At 59.2% G+C, this 25175-nt stretch carries 23 protein-coding genes and 1 pseudogene; 19 read left to right on the top strand and 5 right to left on the bottom strand.

What is annotated here, in order from left to right; all coding sequences use genetic code 11:
• Positions 1-3: 3 nt before the first annotated feature.
• The 3 genes from fliR to J3P93_RS19730 all read left to right on the top strand — a co-directional run bounded on the left by fliR (position 4) and on the right by J3P93_RS19730 (position 2713).
• Positions 4-789 (top strand): flagellar biosynthetic protein FliR, encoded by a 786-nt coding sequence (fliR, locus tag J3P93_RS19740; RefSeq protein ID WP_090282367.1) that lies wholly within the window; start codon positions 4-6, stop codon positions 787-789.
• 3 nt (positions 790-792) lie between these two features.
• Entirely contained in the window at positions 793-1932 is a 1140-nt protein-coding gene (gene flhB, locus J3P93_RS19735) for a flagellar biosynthesis protein FlhB (protein ID WP_434590980.1), read from the top strand.
• Between the two features lie 112 nt (positions 1933-2044).
• On the top strand, positions 2045-2713 hold the full coding sequence (locus J3P93_RS19730; RefSeq protein ID WP_434590977.1) for a hypothetical protein: 669 nt from the start codon (positions 2045-2047) through the stop codon (positions 2711-2713).
• 243 nt (positions 2714-2956) lie between these two features.
• Here the strand turns inward: J3P93_RS19730 and J3P93_RS19725 are convergent.
• Positions 2957-3103, bottom strand: a pseudogene (locus tag J3P93_RS19725) (DUF6124 family protein); the annotation flags it as partial.
• Positions 3104-3290: 187 nt separating this feature from the next.
• On the opposite strand from J3P93_RS19725, the gene J3P93_RS19720 reads away from it, so the two are divergent.
• Positions 3291-3527 (top strand): hypothetical protein, encoded by a 237-nt coding sequence (locus J3P93_RS19720; RefSeq protein ID WP_434590974.1) that lies wholly within the window; start codon positions 3291-3293, stop codon positions 3525-3527.
• Between the two features lie 180 nt (positions 3528-3707).
• Here J3P93_RS19720 and J3P93_RS19715 read toward each other — a convergent pair whose 3' ends face one another.
• On the bottom strand, positions 3708-4067 hold the full coding sequence (locus J3P93_RS19715; protein ID WP_434590971.1) for a DUF6124 family protein: 360 nt from the start codon (positions 4065-4067) through the stop codon (positions 3708-3710).
• Positions 4068-4733: 666 nt separating this feature from the next.
• On the opposite strand from J3P93_RS19715, the gene flhA reads away from it, so the two are divergent.
• The 14 genes from flhA to J3P93_RS19645 all read left to right on the top strand — a co-directional run bounded on the left by flhA (position 4734) and on the right by J3P93_RS19645 (position 19257).
• The gene (flhA, locus tag J3P93_RS19710) at positions 4734-6863 is read left to right on the top strand and encodes a flagellar biosynthesis protein FlhA (RefSeq protein ID WP_090282372.1); all 2130 of its coding nucleotides are present in this window, start codon (positions 4734-4736) and stop codon (positions 6861-6863) included.
• Positions 6864-6874: 11 nt separating this feature from the next.
• A complete protein-coding gene (gene flhF / locus J3P93_RS19705) occupies positions 6875-8233 on the top strand; it encodes a flagellar biosynthesis protein FlhF (protein WP_434590968.1) in 1359 nt (452 codons plus the stop codon).
• A gap of 116 nt (positions 8234-8349) precedes the next feature.
• Positions 8350-9180, top strand: a complete 831-nt coding sequence (gene fleN, locus J3P93_RS19700) for a flagellar synthesis regulator FleN (protein WP_016771060.1) — start codon at positions 8350-8352, stop codon at positions 9178-9180.
• Positions 9177-9917, top strand: coding sequence for an RNA polymerase sigma factor FliA (gene fliA / locus J3P93_RS19695; protein WP_090282374.1), 741 nt, complete (start codon positions 9177-9179; stop codon positions 9915-9917). Before fleN ends, fliA begins: the two co-directional genes overlap by 4 nt.
• Positions 9918-10084: 167 nt before the next feature.
• On the top strand, positions 10085-10456 hold the full coding sequence (locus J3P93_RS19690) for a chemotaxis response regulator CheY (protein ID WP_161986607.1): 372 nt from the start codon (positions 10085-10087) through the stop codon (positions 10454-10456).
• 17 nt (positions 10457-10473) lie between these two features.
• On the top strand, positions 10474-11262 hold the full coding sequence (locus J3P93_RS19685; RefSeq protein WP_042607546.1) for a protein phosphatase CheZ: 789 nt from the start codon (positions 10474-10476) through the stop codon (positions 11260-11262).
• Positions 11263-11316: 54 nt separating this feature from the next.
• Positions 11317-13587 carry a chemotaxis protein CheA gene (locus J3P93_RS19680; protein ID WP_434590961.1) on the top strand — a complete coding sequence of 757 codons (2271 nt, stop codon included), beginning with the start codon at positions 11317-11319 and terminating at the stop codon, positions 13585-13587.
• A 49-nt stretch (positions 13588-13636) separates the two neighbouring features.
• A complete protein-coding gene (locus J3P93_RS19675) occupies positions 13637-14773 on the top strand; it encodes a protein-glutamate methylesterase/protein-glutamine glutaminase (protein ID WP_434590959.1) in 1137 nt (378 codons plus the stop codon).
• Positions 14773-15513, top strand: a complete 741-nt coding sequence (locus J3P93_RS19670; protein ID WP_090282377.1) for a flagellar motor protein — start codon at positions 14773-14775, stop codon at positions 15511-15513. The genes J3P93_RS19675 and J3P93_RS19670 overlap by 1 nt, the downstream gene beginning before the upstream one ends.
• Before the next feature lie 15 nt (positions 15514-15528).
• Positions 15529-16419, top strand: coding sequence for a flagellar motor protein MotD (gene motD / locus J3P93_RS19665; protein ID WP_434590955.1), 891 nt, complete (start codon positions 15529-15531; stop codon positions 16417-16419).
• A 43-nt stretch (positions 16420-16462) separates the two neighbouring features.
• Positions 16463-17251 carry a ParA family protein gene (locus J3P93_RS19660; protein WP_208938224.1) on the top strand — a complete coding sequence of 263 codons (789 nt, stop codon included), beginning with the start codon at positions 16463-16465 and terminating at the stop codon, positions 17249-17251.
• A gap of 91 nt (positions 17252-17342) precedes the next feature.
• The gene (locus tag J3P93_RS19655; protein ID WP_434590951.1) at positions 17343-18284 is read left to right on the top strand and encodes a chemotaxis protein CheW; all 942 of its coding nucleotides are present in this window, start codon (positions 17343-17345) and stop codon (positions 18282-18284) included.
• Between the two features lie 90 nt (positions 18285-18374).
• On the top strand, positions 18375-18860 hold the full coding sequence (locus tag J3P93_RS19650) for a chemotaxis protein CheW (protein ID WP_090282380.1): 486 nt from the start codon (positions 18375-18377) through the stop codon (positions 18858-18860).
• A gap of 1 nt (position 18861) precedes the next feature.
• Positions 18862-19257 (top strand): DUF2802 domain-containing protein, encoded by a 396-nt coding sequence (locus J3P93_RS19645; RefSeq protein ID WP_434590947.1) that lies wholly within the window; start codon positions 18862-18864, stop codon positions 19255-19257.
• A gap of 144 nt (positions 19258-19401) precedes the next feature.
• Here the strand turns inward: J3P93_RS19645 and J3P93_RS19640 are convergent, their stop codons facing one another.
• On the bottom strand, positions 19402-20796 hold the full coding sequence (locus J3P93_RS19640) for an RCC1 domain-containing protein (RefSeq protein ID WP_434590944.1): 1395 nt from the start codon (positions 20794-20796) through the stop codon (positions 19402-19404).
• Between the two features lie 255 nt (positions 20797-21051).
• Between J3P93_RS19640 and J3P93_RS19635 the strand changes: the two genes are divergently transcribed.
• Positions 21052-22662 carry a hypothetical protein gene (locus J3P93_RS19635; protein ID WP_434590942.1) on the top strand — a complete coding sequence of 537 codons (1611 nt, stop codon included), beginning with the start codon at positions 21052-21054 and terminating at the stop codon, positions 22660-22662.
• Positions 22663-22759: 97 nt separating this feature from the next.
• On the opposite strand, the gene J3P93_RS19630 is transcribed toward J3P93_RS19635, so the two are convergent.
• Positions 22760-23398, bottom strand: coding sequence for a hypothetical protein (locus tag J3P93_RS19630; RefSeq protein ID WP_434590939.1), 639 nt, complete (start codon positions 23396-23398; stop codon positions 22760-22762).
• 48 nt (positions 23399-23446) lie between these two features.
• Positions 23447-25165: a hypothetical protein gene (locus J3P93_RS19625; RefSeq protein ID WP_434590936.1), complete on the bottom strand. Its 1719-nt coding sequence runs from the start codon at positions 25163-25165 to the stop codon at positions 23447-23449.
• Between the last annotated feature and the right edge of the window lie 10 nt (positions 25166-25175).

The raw sequence follows: 25175 nt of genomic DNA, 5'->3' as shown, positions 1-25175 counted from the left end.
GCCATGCAATCGCTGCTTCAGCTGACCGACACCCAGATCAGTACCTGGGTGGCGTCGTTCATGTTGCCGCTGTTTCGCGTCGCCTCGATGCTGATGGTCATGCCGATTTTCGGCACCACCCTGATTCCGCGGCGCGTGCGCCTGTATTTCGCCGTAGCGATTACCGTGGTGATTACCCCGGCGCTGCCACCGATGCCCGCCGTCAGCCCGCTGGATCTGAGCGGCCTGCTGCTGATCGCCGAGCAGATTCTGGTCGGCGCGGTATTGGGTTTTTCTCTGCAGCTGTTTTTTCAGGCATTCGCCGTGGCCGGGCAGATCGTCGCGATCCAGATGGGCATGGGCTTCGCCTCGATGATCGACCCCACCAACGGCGTCTCGGTAGCGGTGATCGGGCAGTTCTTCACCATGCTGGTGACGCTGCTGTTCCTGTCGATGAACGGCCATCTGGTGGTCTTCGAAGTCCTCACTGAAAGCTTCACCACGCTGCCGGTCGGCGGCGGTCTGATGACCGCGCACTATTGGGAGCTGGCCGGCAAGCTCGGCTGGGTGCTCGGCGCGGCGTTGTTGCTGGTGTTGCCGGCGGTGACGGCGCTGCTGGTGGTCAACATCGCTTTCGGCGTGATGACCCGCGCCGCGCCGCAGCTGAACATTTTCTCGATCGGTTTTCCGCTGACCCTGGTGCTCGGTCTCTTCATTGTCTGGGTCGGGCTGGCGGACATTCTCAACCAGTATCAACCGCTGGCCAGCGAGGCCTTGCAGTTGCTACGCGAACTGGCACGGGCGCGCTGAGTCATGGCAGAGAGCGAAAGCGGTCAGGACAAAACAGAAGACCCCACGGAGAAACGCAAAAAGGATTCCCGTGAGAAGGGCGAGATCGCCCGCTCCAAAGAGCTCAACACCCTCGCGGTCATGATGGCCGGCGCCGCGGCACTGTTGATCTTCGGCGGCATGCTTGCCGAAGACCTGATGGACCTGATGCGCCTGAACTTCACTTTGTCCCGTGAAGTGGTGATGGATCAGGGCGCCATGGGCCGCTTCTTGATGCAGTCGGGTCTGATGGCGCTGCTGGCGATTCAGCCGGTGATGATCACCTTGTTGATCGCCGCCATCGTCGGGCCGATCTCCCTCGGTGGCTGGCTGTTCGCCGCCGGCTCGCTGGCCCCCAAGTTCAGCCGGATGAACCCCGCCGCCGGCCTCAAGCGAATGTTCTCATTCAAGGCCGTGGTCGAACTGCTCAAGGCGCTGGCCAAGTTTCTGATCACCCTCGGCGTGGCGCTGGTGGTGCTGTCGGCCGACGTCGATGACCTGTTGCGCATTGCCCATGAACCGCTCGACCAGGCAATCATTCACAGTGTGTTGCTGGTCGGCTGGAGCACCTTGTGGCTGGCCTGCGGCCTGATCATCATCGCCGCCGTCGACGTGCCGGTGCAGCTGTGGGAAGCGCACAAGAAACTGCTGATGACCAAGCAGGAAGTGCGCGACGAACACAAGGATCAGGAGGGCCGCCCGGAAGTCAAACAGCGCATCCGCCAGACCCAGCGCGAAATGTCCCAGCGCCGCATGATGGCCGCGATCCCCGACGCCGACGTGGTCATCACCAACCCGACCCACTACGCCGTCGCGCTCAAGTACGACTCGGAGAAGGGCGGCGCACCGGTGCTGCTGGCCAAGGGCAGCGACTTCCTCGCCCTGAAGATCCGCGAAATCGCCGTCGCCAACAACGTCATGCTTCTCGAATCGCCAGGCCTGGCGCGCTCGATCTATTACTCCACCGAGCTGGATCAGGAGATCCCTGGCGGGCTGTATCTGGCCGTGGCGCAGGTGTTGGCGTACGTCTACCAGATCCGCCAGTACCGCGCGGGCAAGGGCAAACGGCCGGATCCGCTCAAGGATGACTTGCCGATTCCGCCGGATTTACGGCGGGATTCTTGATGGGGCCGTCTGTCTGAAAAGCGTCGCTACCTGTCAACTCTGACAGTAGACGCTGTTCACTGGTCGCGTTGCTATGCACATGGGAATAATCCCGCGCCCAGAGATTGTGATCATGGCAGAGCGAATCTATAAAAAACTCGAAGGAATGACACTGAAGTATGTTTCCGGGATGTTGGAAAGGAACATCAAGGAGGAGTCTATCCGTTACACGGTGAAATTCGATCTGGATCTCGATTTCACGCACTTCGCGCAAATGGCTAACGTCTATATTCACGGTTACCTGAACAACCCGGTCAATGCGATCAGGCCTGAGCTGGATGGGCTGGCTTATCACTACTCTTACAATTATCTGTTCGATGCGGCAGGAAATATCCGCGACAAGTTCGCCTTGTTTCAGCTATTCACGTCGCCACGCTACTACATGGATCAATGGGCGACCGGGCCTGATTTGAAGGTCCGTCATGGAAAGCCGGCGTTCGAAATTGTTGAGCAAACGTTACGCGTGAAAGCCATTAAGGATTTCAAGCTGCTGGATGATAGCGGCATGATCAAAATTGGTGATCTACCGATCATTGAATTTCACTGGGCGCTGAACCTGCTGCAAAGTGACCTCACAACCCCTGATATCACCGGGCCTGTTACCAAGGTCGTTCTGATGTACATGGACGAAGACTTCGTCGAGGTCGAAGGCCAGTCGATCTTGCGAGGCACGCAGTATTTTGATCGCAACGGTCTTGATTTCGGCGAAATCACGGCGAAGCAGGTCCTGATCGCGAAGTGATCCAGGCTAACCGCCAAGGATCGCCCATGACGATCAAAATGCACCCCGTTGATCGTTCCCACGCTTTACGTGGTGATCGTTCCCACGCGCAGCAAAGGAATGCAGCCCGGGACGCTCCGCGTCCCTCAGGTCCGGCGTCTACACACAAGGTTTGTGATCGACACCAATCACCTGTGGGAGCGGGCTTGCCCGCGAAGACGTCAGCCGCCTCAGCACTTAACCAGGACTTGTCAAAAATCCCCGCTACTGCGGCAACTCCAGATTATTCACCGCCCGACTCACCCCCAGCTCGCCAGGCATGATCAGTTGCGCAATCCCCAGCAGCGTTCTGCGCTTCGACGCCAGTATGAGATCGGCAAAGTCATTGACGATGGTTCTGACGCAGGCAAGTGCTCAGGTCGATAAATCCGGCCTCTTTTCTGGTCCCCTTATCGGGAAATTACTGTGCAGCCACCGGTCTGAGACCTCCCTTTACTGTCAACTCTGACAGGTGCGCTCGCGCTGATTTTGCAGTTTGATACAAGGTGGCGCCGCGAACCTGGCGCGGTCAGGCGAGCGAGTGCAAGGGAGCAAGGCAATGAAAGGTATCTTCAGCAGTTACGATGAAAAAACCGGCACAGGCACCATCACACCGAAGCCCTCGGGCCGATGTATTTCCTTTGCCGAAGCCACAGGTTTTTTTCTCACTGCAAAAAAGTACCGGTTCAGCATTCCATTGGCAGATGCCCGTCAGGCGAACATCACAGTGGGCGGCGAGGTCGAGTTTGATTTGCCACGGAACAACAACGGAAAAGTAAAAAATCTCCGGTATTGACCACTCGACCACAAAGCCGCTGAAAACGGGACGGCGGTTTTTGATGATCGTCTTCTGATCGTTCCCACGCTCTGCGTGGGAATGCAGCCCGGGACGCTCCGCGTCCCTTCCAAGGCCGAACGCGGAGCGTCCGTTGAGGCATTCCCACGCAGGAGCGTGGGAACGATCATGGGGGCGCGGCTATTGGGGCAACTCGAGATTATCCAGCACCCGATTCATCGCCAGCTCGCCGAGCATGATCAATTGCGCGATGCCCAGCAGGGTTCTGCGTTGCGACGCGGGGATGAGGTTGGCGAAGTCATTGGCGATGGTTCTGGCCGAGGCGAGGGTTTCGCAGGCGTTGGCCAGCAGTTCTTCGTTCTTGAAGTCGGCGGTGACGGCGTACATCGTGCGTTTTTTACGCGGCGGTGGCGGCGAGCCGGGCGGGCAGAGGTAGTGGTCAAGCGCGCGGTCGGCGGCGTCGTGGAGTTTGTTGGAGTCGAGGGATTCGTAGGGGGAGGTGGGGTCGGTTTCCGGCGGGTTCGGCGTTGGTTTGGTCATGGTGAAGCTCCTTTGAAATGGAGCCGCGACAACCTGTCGCTAAACAGGGAGGGTGGCGGCTGTACGCGGGTTAGCGAACCGGTCAAAGGCACCCGGCAGACCCGAAGGTCTCCCGCATACAGCCACCATGACGAAATCGCGAACATACAGATCCGCAACAAAGCCTGGAACGCTGATGCACCTTTGACATGAGTTCGAGTCGCTAAACCCGATCGCTGATTCGTCAGCGACCGGACCACAATAGAACCCGGCCCCAAAGCGCACAAGCCGGCGGATTCTGGCTTGGCTGTAGGCAATGGCGCAAGGATTTGTAGCCTTGAAGGCGTGTCTGGAGGTGTCTTTTAAACAGCTTCGTTTAAATCAGGAAATTTGTGCCGGACATAAGGGCCTCTTCGTGAGCAGGCTCGCTCCTACAAGTGAACGCATTCCAATTTTGGAATGGAATGCAAACCAGTGTAGGAGTGAGCCTGCTCGCGATAGCGGCGTGTCAGTTGGCGAATTTTTTGGATGACACACCGTTATCGCGAGCAGGCTCACTCCTACATTGATCGCGTTCACCTCCCGCTCTGTTTCAATCAATGGCAAAAGTTGGAAGGCTTCTTGCAATAGCCGCCGTGCGCCCACTCGGGGCGTCAAAAGTTTGCTTTAAAGGAACGGGGAAAACCGGTGGATCGCTCTCAGTTATTCAACACTGCTCGCACAAACGTTGCCGACCTCAGTCGAGGCAATCTGGGTGTGCCGTTGTTGCTGCTAGTGATGCTGGCGATGATGATGTTGCCGGTGCCGCCGTTCCTGCTCGACGTGTTCTTTACCTTCAACATTGCGCTGTCGATCGTGGTCCTGCTGGTCTGCGTGTATGCGCTGCGGCCGCTGGATTTTGCCGTATTCCCGACCATTCTGCTGGTGGCGACGCTGTTGCGACTGGCGCTGAACGTGGCCTCGACGCGGGTGGTGATGCTTCACGGTCAGGACGGCCACGCCGCCGCCGGTAAGGTGATTCAGGCCTTCGGTGAGGTGGTGATCGGCGGTAACTACGTGGTCGGTATCGTGGTGTTCGCGATCTTGATGATCATCAACTTCGTCGTGGTGACCAAGGGCGCCGGGCGGATTTCCGAGGTGAGCGCGCGTTTTACCCTCGATGCGATGCCCGGCAAACAAATGGCGATCGACGCCGACCTCAACGCCGGCCTGATCGATCAGGCCCAGGCCAAGGCGCGCCGTCAGGAAGTCGCGCAAGAGGCCGAGTTCTACGGTTCGATGGACGGTGCCAGCAAGTTCGTGCGCGGTGACGCCATCGCTGGCCTGCTGATTCTGTTCATCAACCTCATCGGCGGCATGGCTGTCGGTATCTTCCAGCACAACATGGGTTTTGCTGACGCCGGCAAGGTGTATGCCTTGTTGACCATCGGTGACGGTTTGGTGGCGCAATTGCCATCACTGTTGTTATCGACAGCTGCGGCGATCATGGTGACCCGTGCTTCCGGTTCGGAAGACATGGGCAAGCAGATCAACCGGCAGATGTTCGCCTCGCCGAAAGCGCTGGCCGTGGCCGCAGGTTTGATGGCGGTGATGGGCCTGGTGCCGGGCATGCCGCACTTCTCCTTCCTGAGCATGGCCGCGCTGGCCGCGGGTGGCGCCTACCTGTTCTGGAAAAAGCAGAACGTCGCTAAGGTCGTGGCGTTGGAAGAGGTCAAGCGTCAGCAGGAACTGCTGCCGTCGCCGGCCCGTGCCATGGAAACCAAGGAACTGGGCTGGGACGACGTGACGCCCATCGACATGATCGGCCTGGAAGTCGGTTATCGCCTGATTCCCCTCGTGGATCGCAATCAGGGTGGGCAGTTGCTGGCGCGGATCAAGGGTGTGCGCAAGAAGCTCTCGCAGGATCTGGGCTTCCTGATGCCGACCGTGCACATCCGCGACAACCTCGATCTGGCGCCGAGCGCCTATCGCCTGACCCTGATGGGCGTGATTCTGGCGGAAGCCGAGATCTACCCGGATCGCGAACTGGCGATCAACCCGGGCCAGGTCTACGGCACGCTCAACGGTATCAACGCCAAAGATCCGGCTTTTGGTCTGGAGGCGGTGTGGATCGAAATCAGCCAGCGCGCCCAGGCGCAATCGCTCGGCTACACCGTGGTCGACGCCAGCACTGTGGTCGCAACGCACTTGAACCAGATTCTGTACAAGCACTCCAGCGAGCTGATCGGCCACGAAGAAGTCCAGCAACTCATGCAATTGCTGGCCAAGAGCTCGCCGAAACTGGCGGAAGAGCTGGTGCCGGGCGTGGTCTCGTTGTCGCAGTTGCTCAAAGTGCTGCAGGCGTTGCTTGCCGAACACGTGCCGGTGCGCGATATCCGCAGCATCGCCGAAGCCATCGCCAACAACGCCGCCAAGAGTCAAGATACCGCCGCGCTGGTGGCTGCCGTGCGGGTCGGCGTATCCCGTGCAATCGTCCAAAGCATTGTAGGCACTGAGTCCGAGCTGCCTGTGATCACCTTGGAACCCAGGTTGGAACAGATATTGCTCAATAGTCTGCAGAAGGCAGGACAAGGCTCGGAAGAGGGCGTTCTGCTGGAGCCAAGCATGGCCGAGAAGCTGCAACGGTCGTTGATCGAAGCGGCGCAGCGTCAGGAAATGCAAGGTCAGCCGGTGATCCTGTTGGTTGCCGGCCCGATCCGCGCGATGCTCTCGCGCTTTGGTCGCCTCGCCGTCCCTGGACTGCATGTGCTGGCCTACCAGGAAATACCGGACAACAAGCAAGTGACCATCGTTGCGACAGTAGGGCCCAACGGCTGAGGTAGTGGTTTATGCAAGTTAAGCGTTTTTTCGCCGCCGATATGCGTCAGGCCATGAAGCTGGTTCGCGATGAGCTGGGCGCTGATGCCGCCATCATCGGTAACCGCCGCATTGCCGGCGGCGTCGAGTTGACGGCGGCACTGGATTACAAACTGTCGGCGCTGGCGCCACGGGTTCCGAACATGGAACTTGAGGACGAGCTGCGCAAGACCCAGTCGCGCATCGTCACCGCTCAGGCCGAATTGAGCCTGCGTGGCGAAGCCGACGGCAACACTAATCAGCAGTTGTTCGCCGGGCTGCCATTGACGGCCGGGCTGCCATTGACGGCCGGCCTGCCGCTGACCGCCGCCGAGCCGTTGACCGAGCCGACCTACGCCGCGCCGGCGCGTCCGGCCGCAGCGCCTGCGCAAGCCTCGTCGGGCGTCGATCCGCGTGCGCTGGATTCGATGCGTTTTGAATTGAACAGCCTGCGCGAGCTGATGGAAGTCCAGCTCGGCACGCTGGCGTGGAATCAGTTGCAGGGCAGCCGCCCGGCGCAAGCCAATCTGTATCGTCGTCTGCAGCGCATTGGCCTGTCGGGCCCGCTGTCGCGCGATCTGTTGGCGATGATCACTGGCATCGAAGAGCCGCGTCAGGCCTGGCGCATGTTGCTCGCGCATCTGGCGCGGATGATTGCCGTGCCGGAAGTCGAGCCGCTGGAAGAGGGCGGTGTGATTGCGATGGTCGGCCCGGCGGGCATGGGCAAGACCACCACGCTGGCGAAACTGGCGGCGCGTTATGTGCTCAAGTACGGCGCGCAGAATGTCGCGCTGGTGAGCATGGACAGCTTCCGCATCGGTGCGCAGGAACAACTCAAGACGCTGGGGCGCATTCTCAATGTGCCGGTGACCCACGTCGATCCGGGCCAGTCGCTGGTGCAGGCGCTCGATCCACTGCTGCGCAAGCGCGTGGTGCTGATCGATACCGCCGGCCTGCAGGCCAGCGATCCGGCGTTGCGCATGCAGCTGGAAAGTCTCGCCGGGCGTGGCATTCGCTCAAAAAATTATCTGGTCCTGGCAACCACCAGCCAGAAACAGGTTCTAACCGCCGCTTATCATAGTTACAAGCGTTGCGGGCTGGCCGGCTGCATTCTGACTAAACTGGATGAAACAGCCAGTCTTGGTGAAGTGTTGAGCCTGGCGATCAGTCATGAATTGCCGGTCGCGTACCTGACCGATGGCCCACGGATTCCGGATGATCTGCATCTGCCGCGCCGTCATCAACTGGTCAGCCGCGCCGTCAGCGTGCAAATGCAGGAAGAACCCAGCGAAGAAGCCATGGCTGACATGTTCGCTGATATCTATCACAGCCCGACCAAGCAGGTTGGCTGAGGTAATCATGAACAGTTTTTGTACCTACATCGATGGTCTGCCACGCATTGTTCCGATCCGGAACGCGCAGCCAGTAATGTGGCCTCCGTCTATGCAAGACAAGGTAAAGAAATAACATGGGCAGCATGCATCCCGTACAGGTGATCGCGGTGACCGGCGGCAAAGGTGGCGTCGGCAAGACTAACGTGTCAGTGAACTTGTCGCTGGCGCTGGCAGAGCTTGGCCGTCGGGTCATGCTGCTGGACGCCGACCTCGGTCTGGCGAACGTCGACGTTCTGCTGGGGCTGACCCCCAAACGCACACTGGCCGACGTGATCGAAGGCCGCTGTGAACTGCGCGACGTGCTGTTGCAGGGCCCGGGCGGGATTCGCATCGTGCCGGCGGCGTCCGGCACCCAGAGCATGGTGCACCTGAGCCCGGCGCAACATGCCGGCCTGATTCAGGCGTTCAGCGACATCGGCGACAATCTCGACGTGCTGGTGATCGACACCGCTGCGGGCATTGGTGACTCGGTGGTCAGTTTCGTCCGCGCCGCGCAGGAAGTGCTGCTGGTGGTGTGTGACGAGCCGACCTCGATCACCGACGCCTACGCACTGATCAAACTGCTCAACCGCGATTACGGCATGAACCGCTTCCGCGTCCTCGCCAACATGGCGCAGAGCCCGCAGGAAGGGCGCAACCTGTTCGCCAAGTTGACCAAGGTCACGGACCGTTTCCTTGACGTCGCCCTACAATACGTCGGCGCCGTCCCGTATGACGAAAGCGTGCGCAAGGCCGTGCAGAAACAACGCGCCGTCTACGAAGCCTTTCCACGCTCCAAATGCGCCCTGGCCTTCAAGGCCATCGCGCAGAAGGTCGACACCTGGCCGCTACCGGCCAACCCGCGCGGCCATCTGGAGTTTTTCGTCGAGCGTCTCGTGCAGCAAACCGCAGGGCCTGTGATATGACCGCCAGTGGCATGAATCTTTACAAGAAGTCGGCGCGTGACGCGCAGTACGAATTGATCGAGCGTTACGCGCCACTGGTCAAGCGCATTGCCTATCACTTGCTGGCACGGTTGCCGGCCAGTGTGCAGGTCGAAGACCTGATCCAGGCCGGGATGATCGGCCTGCTCGAAGTGTCGACCAAATACGACGCCAGCAAGGGCGCCAGTTTCGAAACGTACGCGGGCATTCGAATCCGCGGCGCGATGCTCGATGAAGTGCGCAAAGGGGATTGGGCGCCACGCTCGGTCCACCGCAATACCCGGATGGTCAGCGACGCAATTCGCTCGATTGAAGCTAAAACCGGCCGTGACGCTAAAGATCACGAGGTTGCGGCCGAACTCCAATTGAGTCTCGACGATTATTACGGGATTCTGAATGACACTTTGGGCAGCCGCCTGTTCAGTTTCGACGACCTCTTGCAGGACGGCGAACACGAAGGGCTGCACGAAGATGGCGCCAGTGCTCACATGGAGCCGTCACGCGATCTGGAAGATGAACGTTTCCAGACGGCGCTGGCGGACGCGATTGCCAATTTGCCGGAGCGTGAGCGACTGGTGTTGGCGCTGTACTACGACGAAGAGCTGAACCTCAAGGAAATCGGTGAAGTCCTTGGCGTCAGTGAATCGCGGGTCAGCCAGTTACACAGCCAGTGCGCGGCCCGTTTGCGGGGGCGTTTGGGGGAGTGGCGAGCGCGCTGAAGGCAGTGTGGGGACACTGCGAAACGAGGCTGGTGCGGTGATGAGCGGCGCCGGTCTCGATCCGTTGTGCTCCAGACAAACTTTAAGTGTTGCGCCAATTGATTGAAGTGGCGCGTCCAGGTGCTGGGCGCGTTTAAGACTGCTTGGAGGTCGAATTGAACAAAGACATGAAAATCCTCATCGTTGATGACTTCTCAACGATGCGGCGGATCATCAAGAACCTGCTGCGCGATCTTGGGTTCACCAACACCGTCGAGGCCGACGATGGCGTCACCGCCATTCCGGTCCTCAACAGCGGCAGCATCGACTTTCTGGTAACGGACTGGAACATGCCGGGCATGACCGGTATCGACCTGCTGCGCCACGTGCGCGCCGATGAAAAACTCAAGCACCTGCCGGTGCTGATGGTGACCGCTGAAGCCAAGCGCGAGCAGATCATCGAAGCCGCTCAGGCCGGTGTGAACGGCTACGTGGTCAAACCTTTCACGGCTCAGGCGTTGAAAGACAAAATCGAGAAGATTTTCGAACGCATCGGCTGAGAACGCGCGGGGGAGCTATGGAGCATAACGAATCTTCACAGGGCGATTTTGAATCGACCCTGAAAAAACACGCGGTCGAACTGGTCGAAAGCCTTGAAAAAGGCAGGTTCGGCGACGCGGTGCAACTGATCCATGAGCTCAATCAGACCCGTGACCGTGGCCTGTATCAGGAAGTGGGCAAGCTCACGCGTGAACTGCACAGTGCGATCGTCAATTTCCAGATCGATCCGCACATGCCGCAGGCCGAGGAAGTGTCGCAGATCACCGACGCCACCGAACGCCTGGGCTATGTGGTCAAGCTGACGGAAGCCGCGGCCAACCGCACCATGGATCTGGTGGAAAGCGCCACGCCGGTGGTCAACAGTCTGGCCGATGAAGCCCAGACGTTGAGCGCCGATTGGGGTCGCTTCATGCGTCGCGAGGTCGGGGCTGAAGAGTTCCGCGAGCTGGCGCGCCGGGTCGACGGTTTTCTGTCACGCAGCAGCACGGACAACCGTGCGGTGTCGAGCAATCTCAACGACATCCTGCTGGCCCAGGATTACCAGGACCTCACCGGTCAGGTGATCAAGCGCGTGACCCAACTGGTCACCGAAGTCGAAAGCAATCTGCTCAAACTCGTCCTCATGGCCAGTCAGGTCGACCGCTTTGCGGGCATCGAACATGACCGTGCCGCGATGCTTGCCGAAAAAGATCCACAAAAACATCTCTCGCAGGGTGAAGGTCCGCAGATTCATGCCGATAAACGAGAAGACGTTGTGTCCGGTCAGGACGATGTGGACGATTTGTTATCCAGCCTTGGATTCTAGATTTTCGGAATTTCGGGTTTTTTGGGTTTTTAGACCTGTAGGAGCACCCCATTAATGAGCTTCGGCGCCGATGAAGAGATCCTTCAGGATTTCCTGGTTGAGGCCGGCGAGATTCTTGAGCAACTGTCCGAACAACTGGTCGAGCTGGAAAGCCGCCCGGATGACGCAGACCTGCTCAACGCAATTTTTCGCGGTTTCCACACTGTAAAAGGGGGCGCCGGCTTCCTTCAGCTCAATGAGCTGGTGGAGTGCTGTCACATCGCCGAAAACGTGTTCGACATCCTCCGTAAGGGTGAGCGTCGCGTTGATGCAGAACTGATGGACGTCGTGCTCGAAGCACTGGACGCGGTGAACAGCATGTTCAGCGAAGTCCGCGAGCGTGCACCGATCACGGCCGCCACGCCAGAACTGCTGGCCGCGCTGGCGCGTCTGGCCGAGCCGCAAACCGCCGACGAAGCTCCGCCTTCGCCAGTGGCCGAGATGATCGAAGAACTGGTCGTCGAAGGCGACGCATCCGGCGACATCACCGATAACGAATTCGAGCAGTTGCTGGACTCGCTGAACGCCGTCAAGGCCGAAGCCGAAGCCCCGGCCGCTGCGGCCCCGGCGCCAGCCGCCGAGACGCCGGCCAGCGATGAAATCACCGATGCCGAGTTCGAGTCGTTGCTCGATCAATTACACGGCAAAGGCCAGTTCGCAGTAGACGCAGTCGCACCGACCGCCGCGGCGCCCGCCGCACCGGCCAAGGGCGACAGCTCCGACATCACCGACGATGAATTCGAAGCGCTGCTTGATCAGTTGCACGGCAAGGGCAACTTTGCTGTCGATGCGCTGGAATCGGCAATCGCCTCGGCACCTGCTCCGGCCGCTCCGGCCGCCGCCGCAGCCGGCAGCGACCTGATCAGCGATCACGAATTCGAATCGCTGCTCGACGAATTGCACGGCAAGGGCAAGTTCGACGCCGGTGCCGCGACGGCTGGCTCCGCATCCAGCGTGGCCACGCCGGCCGCCAAGGCTCCGGTTGCTGCCGCTGCTGCACCAAAAGCTGCGCCGAAGCCAGAACCAAAAGCCGAAGCGCCAAAACCGGCCGCTGCTGCTGCACCGGCTCCGGCCCGTGCGCCTGCCGCGCCGCCTGCGGAAAAACCGGCCAGCGAAGCCGAGACCACCGTACGTGTCGACACCGCGCGGCTCGACGAAATCATGAACATGGTCGGCGAGCTGGTGCTGGTGCGTAACCGTCTGGTGCGCTTGGGCCTCAACAGCGGCGACGAAGCCATGTCCAAGGCCGTGTCGAACCTCGACGTGGTCACCGCTGACCTGCAGACCGCCGTGATGAAGACGCGGATGCAGCCGATCAAGAAGGTCTTCGGGCGCTTCCCGCGTCTGGTTCGCGACCTCGCGCGTCAGCTCAAGAAAGAGATCAACCTGGAACTGGTGGGTGAAGAAACCGACCTCGACAAAAACCTTGTCGAGGCCCTGGCCGACCCGCTGGTCCACTTGGTGCGCAACGCCGTCGACCACGGCATCGAGTCGCCGGAAGAACGCGAAGCGTCGGGCAAGGCCCGTGGCGGTCGTGTGGTGCTGGCGGCCGAGCAGGAAGGCGACCATATCCTGCTGTCGATTTCCGATGACGGCAAAGGCATGGACCCGAACGTGCTGCGTGCGATCGCGGTAAAACGCGGCGTGATGGACAAGGACGCGGCCGATCGCCTGAGCGATACCGAGTGCTACAACCTGATTTTCGCCCCGGGTTTCTCGACCAAGACCGAGATCTCCGACGTGTCCGGCCGTGGTGTCGGCATGGACGTGGTGAAGACCAAGATTTCCCAGCTCAACGGTTCGATCAACATCTACTCGACCAAGGGCCAGGGCTCGAAGATCGTCATCAAGGTGCCGCTGACCCTGGCGATTATGCCGACGCTGATGGTCATGCTCGGCAACCAGGCGTTTGCGTTCCCGCTGGTCAACGTCAACGAGATCTTTCACCTCGACCTGTCGACCACCAACGTCGTCGACGGTCAGGAAGTGGTGATCGTACGGGACAAGGCGCTGCCACTGTTCTACCTCAAGCGCTGGCTGGTCAGCTCCGCCGCTCACGAAGAGCAGCGTGAAGGCCATGTGGTGATCCTTTCGGTGGGCACCCAGCGGATCGGCTTCGTCGTCGATCAACTGGTCGGTCAGGAAGAAGTGGTCATCAAGCCATTGGGCAAAATGCTGCAGGGCACTCCGGGCATGTCCGGCGCCACCATCACCGGTGACGGCCGCATTGCACTGATTCTCGATGTTCCAAGCATGCTCAAGCGTTACGCCGCACGGCGTATTTGAATCCGGGGCGGCGGGGCGCTGACGTCCCGCTGCACCTAATGGAGTGTTTATGGCAGTCAAAGTCCTGGTGGTGGACGATTCGGGGTTTTTCCGCCGCCGCGTCTCGGAAATTCTTTCTGCGGATCCGAGCATTCAGGTGGTCGGCACTGCAACCAACGGTAAAGAGGCGATCGATCAGGCGCTGGCGCTCAAGCCGGACGTGATCACCATGGACTATGAGATGCCGATGATGGACGGCATCACGGCGGTGCGGCACATCATGCAGCGCTGCCCGACCCCAGTGTTGATGTTCTCCTCGCTGACGCACGAAGGCGCGCGGGTAACCCTCGATGCGCTGGACGCCGGCGCGGTGGATTTCCTGCCGAAGAATTTCGAAGACATCTCGCGCAATCCCGAGAAGGTCAAGCAACTGCTGTGCGAGAAGGTTCACAGCATTTCGCGCAGCAACCGTCGTTTCAGTGCCTACAGCGCCCCGGCGCCTGCCGCTGCGCCAGCACCGACGCCTGCTCCGGCAGCATCGAGCTACGGCAGTCACAGCAGCCCTGTTCCGACACGTCCGGCGCCGGCGCCCGCACCTGCGCGCACCTCGGCGGCCAGCGCTGCGTCTGCGGCACCGAAACGCAAAGCCTACAAACTGGTTGCCATCGGTACATCGACGGGCGGCCCGGTCGCGCTGCAACGTGTATTGACGCAATTGCCGGCGAATTTCCCGGCGCCGATCGTGCTTATTCAGCACATGCCGGCGGCGTTCACCAAGGCGTTCGCCGAACGCCTCGACAAGCTCTGCCGCATCAGCGTCAAGGAAGCCGAGGATGGCGACATCCTGCGTCCAGGCCTGGCTCTGCTGGCGCCGGGTGGCAAGCAAATGATGGTCGACGGCCGTGGCGCGGTGAAAATCCTCCCGGGCGACGAGCGTCTGAACTACAAGCCTTGTGTCGACATCACCTTTGGCTCGGCGGCGAAATCCTACGGCGACAAAGTGTTGGCGGTGGTCTTGACCGGCATGGGCGCCGACGGCCGCGAAGGCGCGCGTCTGCTCAAGCAGGGCGGCAGCGCGGTGTGGGCGCAGGACGAAGCCAGTTGTGTGATCTACGGCATGCCGATGGCCATCGTCAAAGCTGATCTGGCCGACGCGGTGTACAGCCTCGATGACATGGGTAAACACATCGTCGAGGCGTGTCTCTGATGGATGTTCTCAGCCTTATCGGCCTGATCATGGCGTTCGTCGCCATCATCGGCGGCAACTACCTTGAAGGCGGCCATCTCGGCGCGCTGGCCAACGGCCCGGCGGCGCTGATCGTGCTCGGCGGCACCGTCGGCGCGGCGCTGCTGCAATCGCCCATGAGTGCGTTCAAACGCGCCATGCAGATTCTCGCGTGGATCTTTTTCCCGCCGCGGGTGGATCTGGCTGGCGGCATCGACCGCGTGGTCAACTGGAGCCTCACCGCGCGCAAGGAAGGCTTGCTCGGGCTCGAAGGCGTAGCCGATGCCGAACCCGACGCCTACTCGCGCAAAGGCCTGCAATTGCTGGTCGACGGTGCCGAGCCGGAAGCCATTCGCAGCATTCTCGAAGTGGATTTCTACACCCAGGAATCGCGCGATATCGAAGCGGCCAAGGTTTTTGAAAGCATGGGCGGCTACGCGCCAACCATCGGCATCATCGGTGCGGTGATGGGCCTGATTCACGTCATGGGCAACCTGGCTGATCCGTCGCAACTGGGCAACGGCATTGCCGTGGCGTTCGTCGCAACAATCTATGGTGTGGCCAGTGCCAACCTGATCCTGTTGCCGGTGGCCGCCAAGCTGAAGTCCATCGCGTTGCGGCAGTCGCGTTATCGCGAAATGTTGCTGGAAGGAATCCTGTCGATCGCCGAAGGTGAAAACCCGCGCTCTATCGAGTTGAAGCTTCAGGGCTTCATGGATTGATGGGGGTAATGGACTATGGCTCGTCGCAGGCACCAGGAAGAACACGTTAACCACGAGCGCTGGCTCGTGTCGTACGCCGACTTCATCACATTGCTGTTCGCGTTCTTCGTGGTGATGTACTCGATCTCGTCGATCAACGAAGGCAAGTACAAAGTCATTTCCGAAGCGCTGATCGGGGTGTTTACCGACTCCGATCGCTCGCTCAAACCGATCCCGATCGGCGACGAGCGGCCGAAAACCGTGACCCCGGCCAAGCCGCTGGTCAAGGATGCCGAGCAGGTCGACGCCGGTATCGCCGGCGCCAGCGATCCGCTGAAGAGCATCGCCGATGACATCAGCGCCGCGTTCGGCGATTTGATCAGCTCCAATCAGATGACCGTGCGCGGCAACGAACTGTGGGTCGAGATCGAACTCAACTCCAGCCTGTTGTTTGGCAGCGGTGATGCGATGCCGAGTGACATCGCGTTCAACATCATCGACAAGGTCGCGGCGATTCTGAAACCGTTCGACAACCCGATCCACGTCGAAGGCTTCACCGATGACCAACCGATCCGCACCGCGCAGTACCCGACCAACTGGGAGCTGTCCTCGGCGCGTTCGGCGAGCATCGTGCGCATGCTGGCGATGCAGGGCGTAAACCCTGGCCGGCTCGCTTCGGTGGGTTACGGTGAATTCCAGCCGGTGGCCAATAACGCCACGGTCGAAGGCCGGGCGAAGAACCGTCGCGTGGTGCTGGTGGTGTCGCGCAATCTTGATGTGCGCCGCAGCCTGACGGGCACCGGCACGGCGAATGCGCAACCGGATGCCGCACTCAAGCGGGCTGGCACACAAACTGCACCGACCCCGGTCAAGACGCCGGGACGCGAGAGTGTCGTCAATTCTCCGTCGCCCGCATTAACACGCTGAAGCATGTCTCGGCCGAGCCAATGGGCCGGGAGGAACGAACTGAATGAGAGTCTGGGCAGTCGCCAATCAAAAGGGTGGTGTCGGTAAAACCACATCCTCCATCGCTTTAGCCGGGTTGCTGGCCGAGGCGGGCAAGCGCGTGGTTGTGGTCGATCTCGACCCGCACGGCTCGATGACCAGCTATTTCGGCTACGATCCCGACAGTCTGGAACACAGCAACTACGACCTGTTTCTGCACAAGGGCAGCGTGCCGCAAGGCCTGCCTGGGCAGTTGCTGCTGTCGACCAGCGACGAACGCATTTCCCTGTTGCCGTCGAGCACCGCACTGGCCACCCTCGAGCGCCAGTCGCCGGGGCAAAGTGGTCTGGGGCTGGTGATCGCCAAGAGTCTGGCGCAACTGTGGCAGGACTTCGATTACGCCATCATCGACAGCCCGCCGTTGCTCGGCGTGTTGATGGTCAACGCCCTCGCGGCGAGCCAGCAACTGGTGATCCCGGTGCAGACCGAACACCTGGCCGTCAAAGGCCTGGAACGCATGGTCAACACCCTGGCGATGATCAACCGCTCGCGCAAACAGGCGTTGCCGTTCAGCATCGTGCCGACGTTGTTTGACCGTCGTACGCAAGCCTCAATGCACACCTTGCGTGTGCTGCGTGACAAATTCCCCGAGGAGATCTGGCAGGGTTACATCCCGGTCGACACGCGTCTGCGCGACGCCAGCCGCGCCGGTGTCACGCCTTCGCAGTTCGACGGCAAGAGCCGTGGCGTCCTGGCTTACCGCGCGTTGCTCAAGCATCTGCTCGCGCAGCAACTCGTCGCGCAGGTGGCGTGAACATGATCTCCATTCGCTTGCCCGAACCCTGTGGGAGCGAGCCTGCTCGCGAAGCAGGCAACGCGGTTTCCCTGCCAGGCGCTGATCACCGATGAACCGCCCAGTGAAACTCACTTCACGTCCGCAACGCGCCTTGCAGTCTTATCTGGAAGACTTGCTGCTCGACGTGCCCGAAGAGTTGCCGGCGCCAGTCGCGCAGCAGACCCAGCCTGAAATCGTCGAAAGCACCGAGGTCATGGACGAGTTCCAGGCCGCCGTGCTGGAAGAGCAGGCCCGCGATGCGCAGAAAGCCGCCCGACCTGCCGCTGCGCCCGTTGTCACGCCAGTGGCCAAGGCACCGGTGGCCTTGCTCGAAGAGCCGCGCGCCGTGGTCTCGACCCTGGCGCCGCTGCTGCAAACCCAATTACTGACAGTGCCAGAGCAGCAGATTGCGGCGCCGGCCCCGGTTGTCGAAGAACCAGAAGAACCACAGGTGCTGGTGCCGCCGCTGGTCGAAGTGCACCTGCCGCCGAACAACCCACCGCCGCCGGTGGAAGCCGACGGGCGCCCGGCGTGGGCCGCCGAAGCCTTCGAATGCCTGCTGTTCGACGTCGCCGGGCTGACCTTGGCGGTGCCGCTGGTGTGCCTCGGTTCGATCTATTCGCTGGCCGGCCACGAGCTGACGCCGCTGTTCGGGCAGCCGGAATGGTTCCTCGGCATTCTGCCGAGCCAGGCCGGCAACCTGAAGGTGCTCGACACCGCGCGCTGGGTCATGCCGGATCGTTATCGCGATGATTTCCGCCAGGGCTTGCAATATGTGATTTCGGTGCAGGGTTACGAGTGGGGCCTGGCGGTGCATCAGGTCAGCCGCTCGTTGCGCCTGGACCCGAATGAAATCAAATGGAGAAGTCACCGGGGTCAGCGGCCATGGCTCGCCGGCACCGTGATCGAGCACATGTGTGCATTGCTTGATGTCTCCGCGCTGGCCGAGTTGATCGCCAGTGGCGGGGCGAAGCACATGAGCGGCAACAAGCCGCTACATAAACCGACTTAGCAGCCGACATAACTATCAGGCGATGGCATTGTTCAATGCCACCACACAGAACACACACCGCCCGGGGCGGTTTTTTCGAGGGGTCAGGGTATGAGTAGTCAGGCGTCGAATGCAAAAGGTTCTGAAGATCCGATCCTGCAATGGGTGACCTTCAAACTGGATAACGAAACCTACGGCATCAACGTGATGCGCGTGCAGGAAGTGTTGCGCTACACCGAGATCGCGCCAGTGCCGGGTGCGCCAAGCTACGTGCTTGGCATCATCAACCTGCGCGGTAACGTGGTCACCGTGATCGACACCCGTCAGCGCTTCGGCCTGAGCACCGGTGAGATCAGCGACAACACCCGTATCGTCATCATCGAAGCCGACAAGCAGGTGGTCGGGATCATGGTCGACAGCGTGGCCGAAGTGGTTTACTTGCGTCAGTCGGAAATCGAAACCGCACCGAACGTCGGTAACGAAGAATCGGCCAAGTTCATCCAGGGCGTGTGCAACAAGAACAACGAGTTGCTGATCCTGGTCGAGCTGGACAAGATGATGAGCGAAGAAGAGTGGTCGGAACTGGAGAGCATCTGATTTGATTCTCGAGGTTGCAGTCATTGTCCTGTTCCTGTTCTGGGCAGGCACGCTGGCGATGTTCGTCTCGTACATCAAGGCGCAGCGGGTGATCGCAGCGCAGCAGGCCCAGGGCGATGCGCTGCGTGATCAGCGCATCAAGGACCTGGCCAAGCGTGTCGACGATTACCAGAACGGCAATGTGCGCATGGGCGAAGCCCTGCACGAGCTGCGCGCGGTGGTCGGCCCCTTGCCGGACAAAATCGTTGCCCTGGAACAGCGCGACCCGTCGAGCCTGTCATTCGCCCAAGCGGCGAAACTGGTGGGCATGGGCGCCAGCGTTGACGAACTGACGCAGTCGTGTGGGTTGACCCAGGCTGAGGCGGAGTTGATGCGCAAGCTGCACAAAAACAGTTAGGAGCTTTGAGCTTTTAGCGGCAAGCGAGATCAAAAAATCGCAGCCTTCGACGGCGCCTACATGAATCTCATGTAAGCGCTGGCGAAGGCTGCGTTTTTTTTTCTTGATGGCATCGCAGGGCGTCGCGATCTGCAGTTGTCCGGATCAGCTCGCCGGAGCTTTTGTGTAGCTGATCGATTGATGCAGGGCTTTCTGCTCACCGTTACCGCCATAGGCGGCGTTGCCCCACGCTACCACTCGACGATCGGCCCTGAGTGCCACGAACGTATCGCCTCCGCCGTACACGGCACGTACGTTGGTAAGCAAATCGGCAACAGCGCTGGTGTCGCCGCCGTCGGCCTCTCTTCCCCACGCCACTGCCACGCCGTTACTGCGCAATGCCACGGCCGCGTGTTGGTTGGCGTTAATGGCGACAATATCCCTCAGCTCGCGAATGTCGGACGGAATGTCATTGATTTCGCTGGAAGTGTCAGCCCAGGCGAGCACTGCGCCATCCCTGCACAGCACGACGAATCCAGTCGCGGAGCCTATGACGTGGGCGATGTCGTTGCGACTGGCAATTTCGTCTGGCATGGGTGGAACGTGTCCCCATGCGACCAGCGTCCCATTGCTTCGGCGTGCTGCAAAAGCTGAGCCGCAGCTGGCCACATCGACGATGTCTCGCAGTCCTTCGATGTCCGAGGGGACCTTGCCTCCGGCATAATCACTTCCCCATGCCCGCACCTGGCCATTGTTGCTCAGTACTGCGAAAGCATGAGTCGAGCAGGCCAGTCTGGTGATGTCGGTGAGCAATGCGATGTCGTCAGGCAGCTGCGGTGATTGGTCTTCATAGCCCCAACAGACGACGTTGCCGCTGCGTCGCAACGCCGCGAAACCATACTGCCCGCCCGAAGCCTGCGTGATATCGGTCAAATCGGCGATTTCCGCCGGAAGTTCACCTCCCGTATCAGGCCTGCCCCACGCGACAATCCTGCCCGACTCAAGCAGCGCCACGAACACATAAGTGCTGCCCGAGACCGCGACAATCGTATCCAGCTGTGCGATGTCTTCGGGGACGGTGCCGTTAGGGTAATGTCCCCACGCGAGGACGTTGCCTTGTGCGCGCCTGATCGCAAAGGCTCCCATCGCCGCCGACAGCTCGACGACGTCGTGAACTTCTTTTATCGGTTCCGGCAAGGTGCCGCCGGCGTCGGCATAGCCCCACGCATGGACTTTTCCGCTGTCCAGCCGAGCGCACAGGGCAAATGAGGTACCGATGATATTCGATGGGTTGAGGGTTATGCGTTTCTGGCCTGACGAGACGATCAGCTCCTCATAAGGCCGAACATCAAAAAACGCGCTACCGGTGACGGACTGCTTGTCTGCGACGTACTGCCACGTAACGTTCAAGGGGTTGAGCGTTGAGGCGTCCAGCGCTACAAGTCGCCAGCTGCGCGTGTAGAAATTGCCCAGACCACCTCGATTGCCGCGTGCGCCCATGACCAGCAGTTCGCCTTCAGCGTTTCTGTTCAGCGGCAAATCATCTTTTTCGTTTGGCATGGAATCAATCACTCGAGATGGTGGACCTGTGCGCGACCTGGGTCAGGTCTGGTCCGTCATCAAGCGCTGCGGCATCGGCCATGCGCTACTGTCAGACCTGACAGTAACGACGAACGGTGTATGGCAGGGCGTAGAAGATTAAGCGACTGAAGTATAGGGATAGCCGTTGGTCGGGACTGTCAGATCTGACAGTGGCAAGCACTAATTACTTAAAAACATACTCAGCATGGAGTTCAATTCCAGGCAGATATGAATATGAGATACCTTCTTTCCTTGATTTGTTTATTTACGTCCAGTGCCAATGCCATGTCCGGGGAAGCATTAGTGCTGGATCTGAATAATAAATACAGCAGCAATGTCGCCAATTGTTCCAACGGCACGCCAGCGTATTACTGTTCAGGCGTGCTTTTGCGCGCAGTCGACTACAGCACATTTTTCAAATTCTGGGACTACGGCTCGAAAGCCACAGAGTTAGGATCAGTCGCGTTTACCTATATTCGTTCGGATATCGGTAGTCGTGCATTGAATGGTGGCAGGAAAAGCGGTTTTATTCTCAAGGATCAAACATCGGCGCTGGCGCAAGACAAGGCGCTTGATGTGCGCTGTATTTATCCTTTTCCCACCGAGTCGCTGGATGTTCGCGCTGACCACGGCTGCGGGTTTGCACCCAAGGTCGAAGAGGACAGCGTGGATCTGGCCAATTGCGCCAGGTTGGCGGTGCCCGCGACCACAGCAGCGGCGTGGCTGAAGAACTTCCGTGAGCATGATTCGCTGCCGAAAAACCAATGCTCTTTGAGTACGCTTGTGGCGAGTCAGTTCAAAGCGAGCCTGGAGGCGCATGAACTGGTCGACGCCGACTGGACAGCGAAACCCATGGAAGTATTGGTGCAGACCTGGGATGAAAGCAAACCCGAGAAGTTGCCTTTGGAAGCGGTTTTTTACGATGCGTCAACACCCGCCAAACTGGCAGACGCGCAGAATTTTCAGCGTGATTATCATCAGGCGACATCGCTATATGTACCCATCGTAAAGCTGAACATGAGCGCTGGTGTCGCTCAGCCGTTCAGCTTCTCGAATACTGATCAGGTTTTCGGAGCACAGGTAGCACAAAGCTTGAACGCGCGATACGCAGCCACATCTGATGACTGCGCCGGTAGGGCAGCCTATTTTTGCAATGGTGTCTTGATCCGGTCTGCCAGAGGAACGCCGAGTTATCACGTATGGGACCCTAGCGACAGTTCAGTTGCGCGCAATGGGGTTTCTTTTTCCTATTTGCGCAAAGACCTTCGCATGGACAGTCTCTACATTGGTGAGGGACAGGCTTTCATATTCAAGAATTATGATTCTGCGATTAAAGCCGCTGCTCACGTTCCGCCTGTACGGTGTGCGTTCCCTACAGATGGAGCAACGGTCAACCGAGAACAGTCATGCGGTCACCATATTTACTACCCTGATGATGGAGAGTCGTGTCTCGCGATCGGTGTCGATACGCTGGATAAATGGAAGATCCATTTTCATCAGACGCCGAATGATGGCACGCGGTATGCCCGGCAATGTTCATTAGGTGCTGAAACACAGCAGTTTTCGATATTTCTGAAGGGCCGGAATAATTTTCAGAATGCAAACAATCTGGACTGGGCCAACGAAGTCGTCATTGCTGCGTGGCCGCGCGGTATACCCGAAATGCTGCCTATCGAAGCATTCGTTTATGTTGCCACGGCGCCCGCCGCGGCTAAAGCAGGTGTGCAGTTCATGCAAAGTGATTATTTCAATCAAACCGGAGATTTTCTTCCAGTCATCAAATTAACTTTTGCCGGCGAAGATGCAGTATTCAGTTACCACCCGGTGGATCAGGTGGTGCAGTAGAAATTTATACAATATCGCCTGGTTGACTTTTACCGCACGGGTTTAAAAGCGCGAAGCGCAATCCTTGGCGCTTCACGCTGGATGGTCCGACAATTTTTCAAAGCATGACTCGCAACAATCTGGAGAACATCAGATTGTCGTCAGAGCCTGATCGATGAACACTGTAATTGATAATGACCTGTTTTCCCCAGTTCTCCGTGACCCATCCCGTCGGGATGCTGAAGCTCATTGAGGAGTCATTCTGGATGGGGCGGCTTTCGGTATCTCGCACAACCACGCCGTGCCATCTGACCCTGACGGTGTAGCCGGGCACCATGTTGAGAAACTTTACCGTCACGTTTTTTCGGTCGCTGGAAAGTCTCGGTCTGGGCAGGTCAAACGTCTGTTCCATTACGGTCAGATCCAGTATTTCCGAGTTCTGCAACGGAGCTCCGGGATATGGTCGAACGCTATAACTGACCGACACGCTGCTGTCGATTGAGTCAACGACCTCTAAAATCGGAATGGCAACATTTAACGGGGACGGTTTAGTGACCTTCAATGTCTCGGTGTGATGGGTATTTCGGCCAGAGGCATAGCGTACTTTCACTGTATGACCAGCGAGCATGCCGATGTAGTACGGGATTTGCACGTAGATGTAATGTTTGCCGTAGACAGCGTTGAAATTCAACTGGTTGGTCGGCGCTTCGATTACTGTGGGCCGACGCAGGTCCCATGACACTTGTTCAATTTCCATGTTTGCGACTCCCTTGATCAATGTTCACGCAATCGAGGATTGCACTGTTTACAGCTCCACTCTCAATACCTGTGAGAACTGGCTCTGTTCGTTGGACCCGGTTAAATGCACGCTGTAGTTGATCAGCACGGTTGTTCCTTTGTTCTCATTCAGCCAATCGATCGGGATCGAAAACTCCGCGGTGGTATTGGGGAACACGTTTTTCCATTCTGTTCTGCGTGTGATGATCCCGCCCCAGCGCACTCGGGCCTGGTATCCGGTAGTCATTGCCGGATAACGCACGGTGACCATGGTCCGATCAGAAGAAAGTCTCGGTGGGGGTAATTCGAACGTCTGCGCATCTACTGTCAGCTGCAACGGATCAGCGCGATGCAATGGGCCGTCAATGTAAGTGCGTACCGTGAAGTCGACGGGTACGGTGCTACCGATGGCATCCACGACTTCCATACGTGGCACTTCAAGATTCATCGCGCCGACAGTTGTTACTGGCGTGATTGCGCTGTCAAAAGTGTTTCGTGGCCCGGCCCAGCGGGCACGGATGGTTTGACCTATGGCCATCCCCGTATATTGCTGGACCTGAATCGTTACGTGCCTTGCATAATAAATGTCGGACATTTTCAGGCGATCACCTCGCTCACCGTAGGCTTCCAGAATCTTGGGCGGGGATAAGCGGATTGTCGTTTTGATGTCCAGGGATTTCGGATCGGACGTCAGGTCGGCTCCTGCGCGTGTCACGATCAAGGTGAGGGTGACCGTGCTTTGATCGCTTTCATTGGCCCACATGAGCGGGATGGCGAATTGCAGTGCACTTGCCGTGAAGCGTTGGGCTGCTGTCGCATGTTCGACTCGGCCCTGCCAGCGGACTCTTACTTCGTCACCGGCTATCAGACCTGTACCTGAAGCCTCGGCTTGAATGTAGGTAACGAAGGCGGGATCCAGTACGCCATCCTGCTCACCTGAAACGGTGGGCGCCGGTATCCGGTCAAGATTGACGACGGTTCTAGTGGCAATTGCCCAAGGCGCATGAACATGCGGGCGGTTGCCGCAACGATCGATGACCTGATAGGTGATTGCATGCGGCCCATTACCCGCGCGGTGAATCAGTTGTTCATCGAAGATCAACGTGATCGGATGTTTGTCTGGATCACTGATCTGTTCGGCTGTGACGGGATAATGCATGACCTGCTCATCGCCCCATGTCGCAACGATGCGGTCGAAGATGGTCATGTTCTCGTAGGGCTTGATCAGCATGGCTATGCCTTGCTTCGCCATTTCCCCATCGACTCCCCCGCTGATATCCGGTGAAAGGCTGTAGCGCAGACCCGGATGGCCGAGCGGTTCAGGATTGTCGAGGACGCCGCCCGGTAACGCGCGCTTGATCAGCACGTTGAGCTTGCGAGAACAACTTTCATTGCCGCTGGGCGATACTATTCGGTAGTAAACCGGGAAGGCGCGCCCATCGAGAATCTGGCTCGCGGGTAAATGAAACCGCAGAGGCTCGGTAAGTTCTTCGGGCGTATCGACGATTTCAGAGAGTACGTGGGTCGTTTCGTCATTCCAGTAAAGCAGGCACTTTTGGTCGAGCGCATTACCGAGCCAGGGATCAATTGTAATGAGCAAGTCGTTTTCAAGGCCTGCAACGCCAACTCCACCATCGTAGCCTTCGTCTCCGTCGATGGGCGTGATCATCGCGGGAATATAAGGGGGGTAAAGGGTCCGTGGTTCGCTGCCCTCGGGGCTATCGTCACCGGCCTGATCCGTCGTCATCGGAGCATTC

This window comes from Pseudomonas sp. R3-57, assembly GCF_051132065.1.
GTDB lineage: Bacteria > Pseudomonadota > Gammaproteobacteria > Pseudomonadales > Pseudomonadaceae > Aquipseudomonas.
This window is presented reverse-complemented; position numbering and strand designations above follow the sequence as displayed.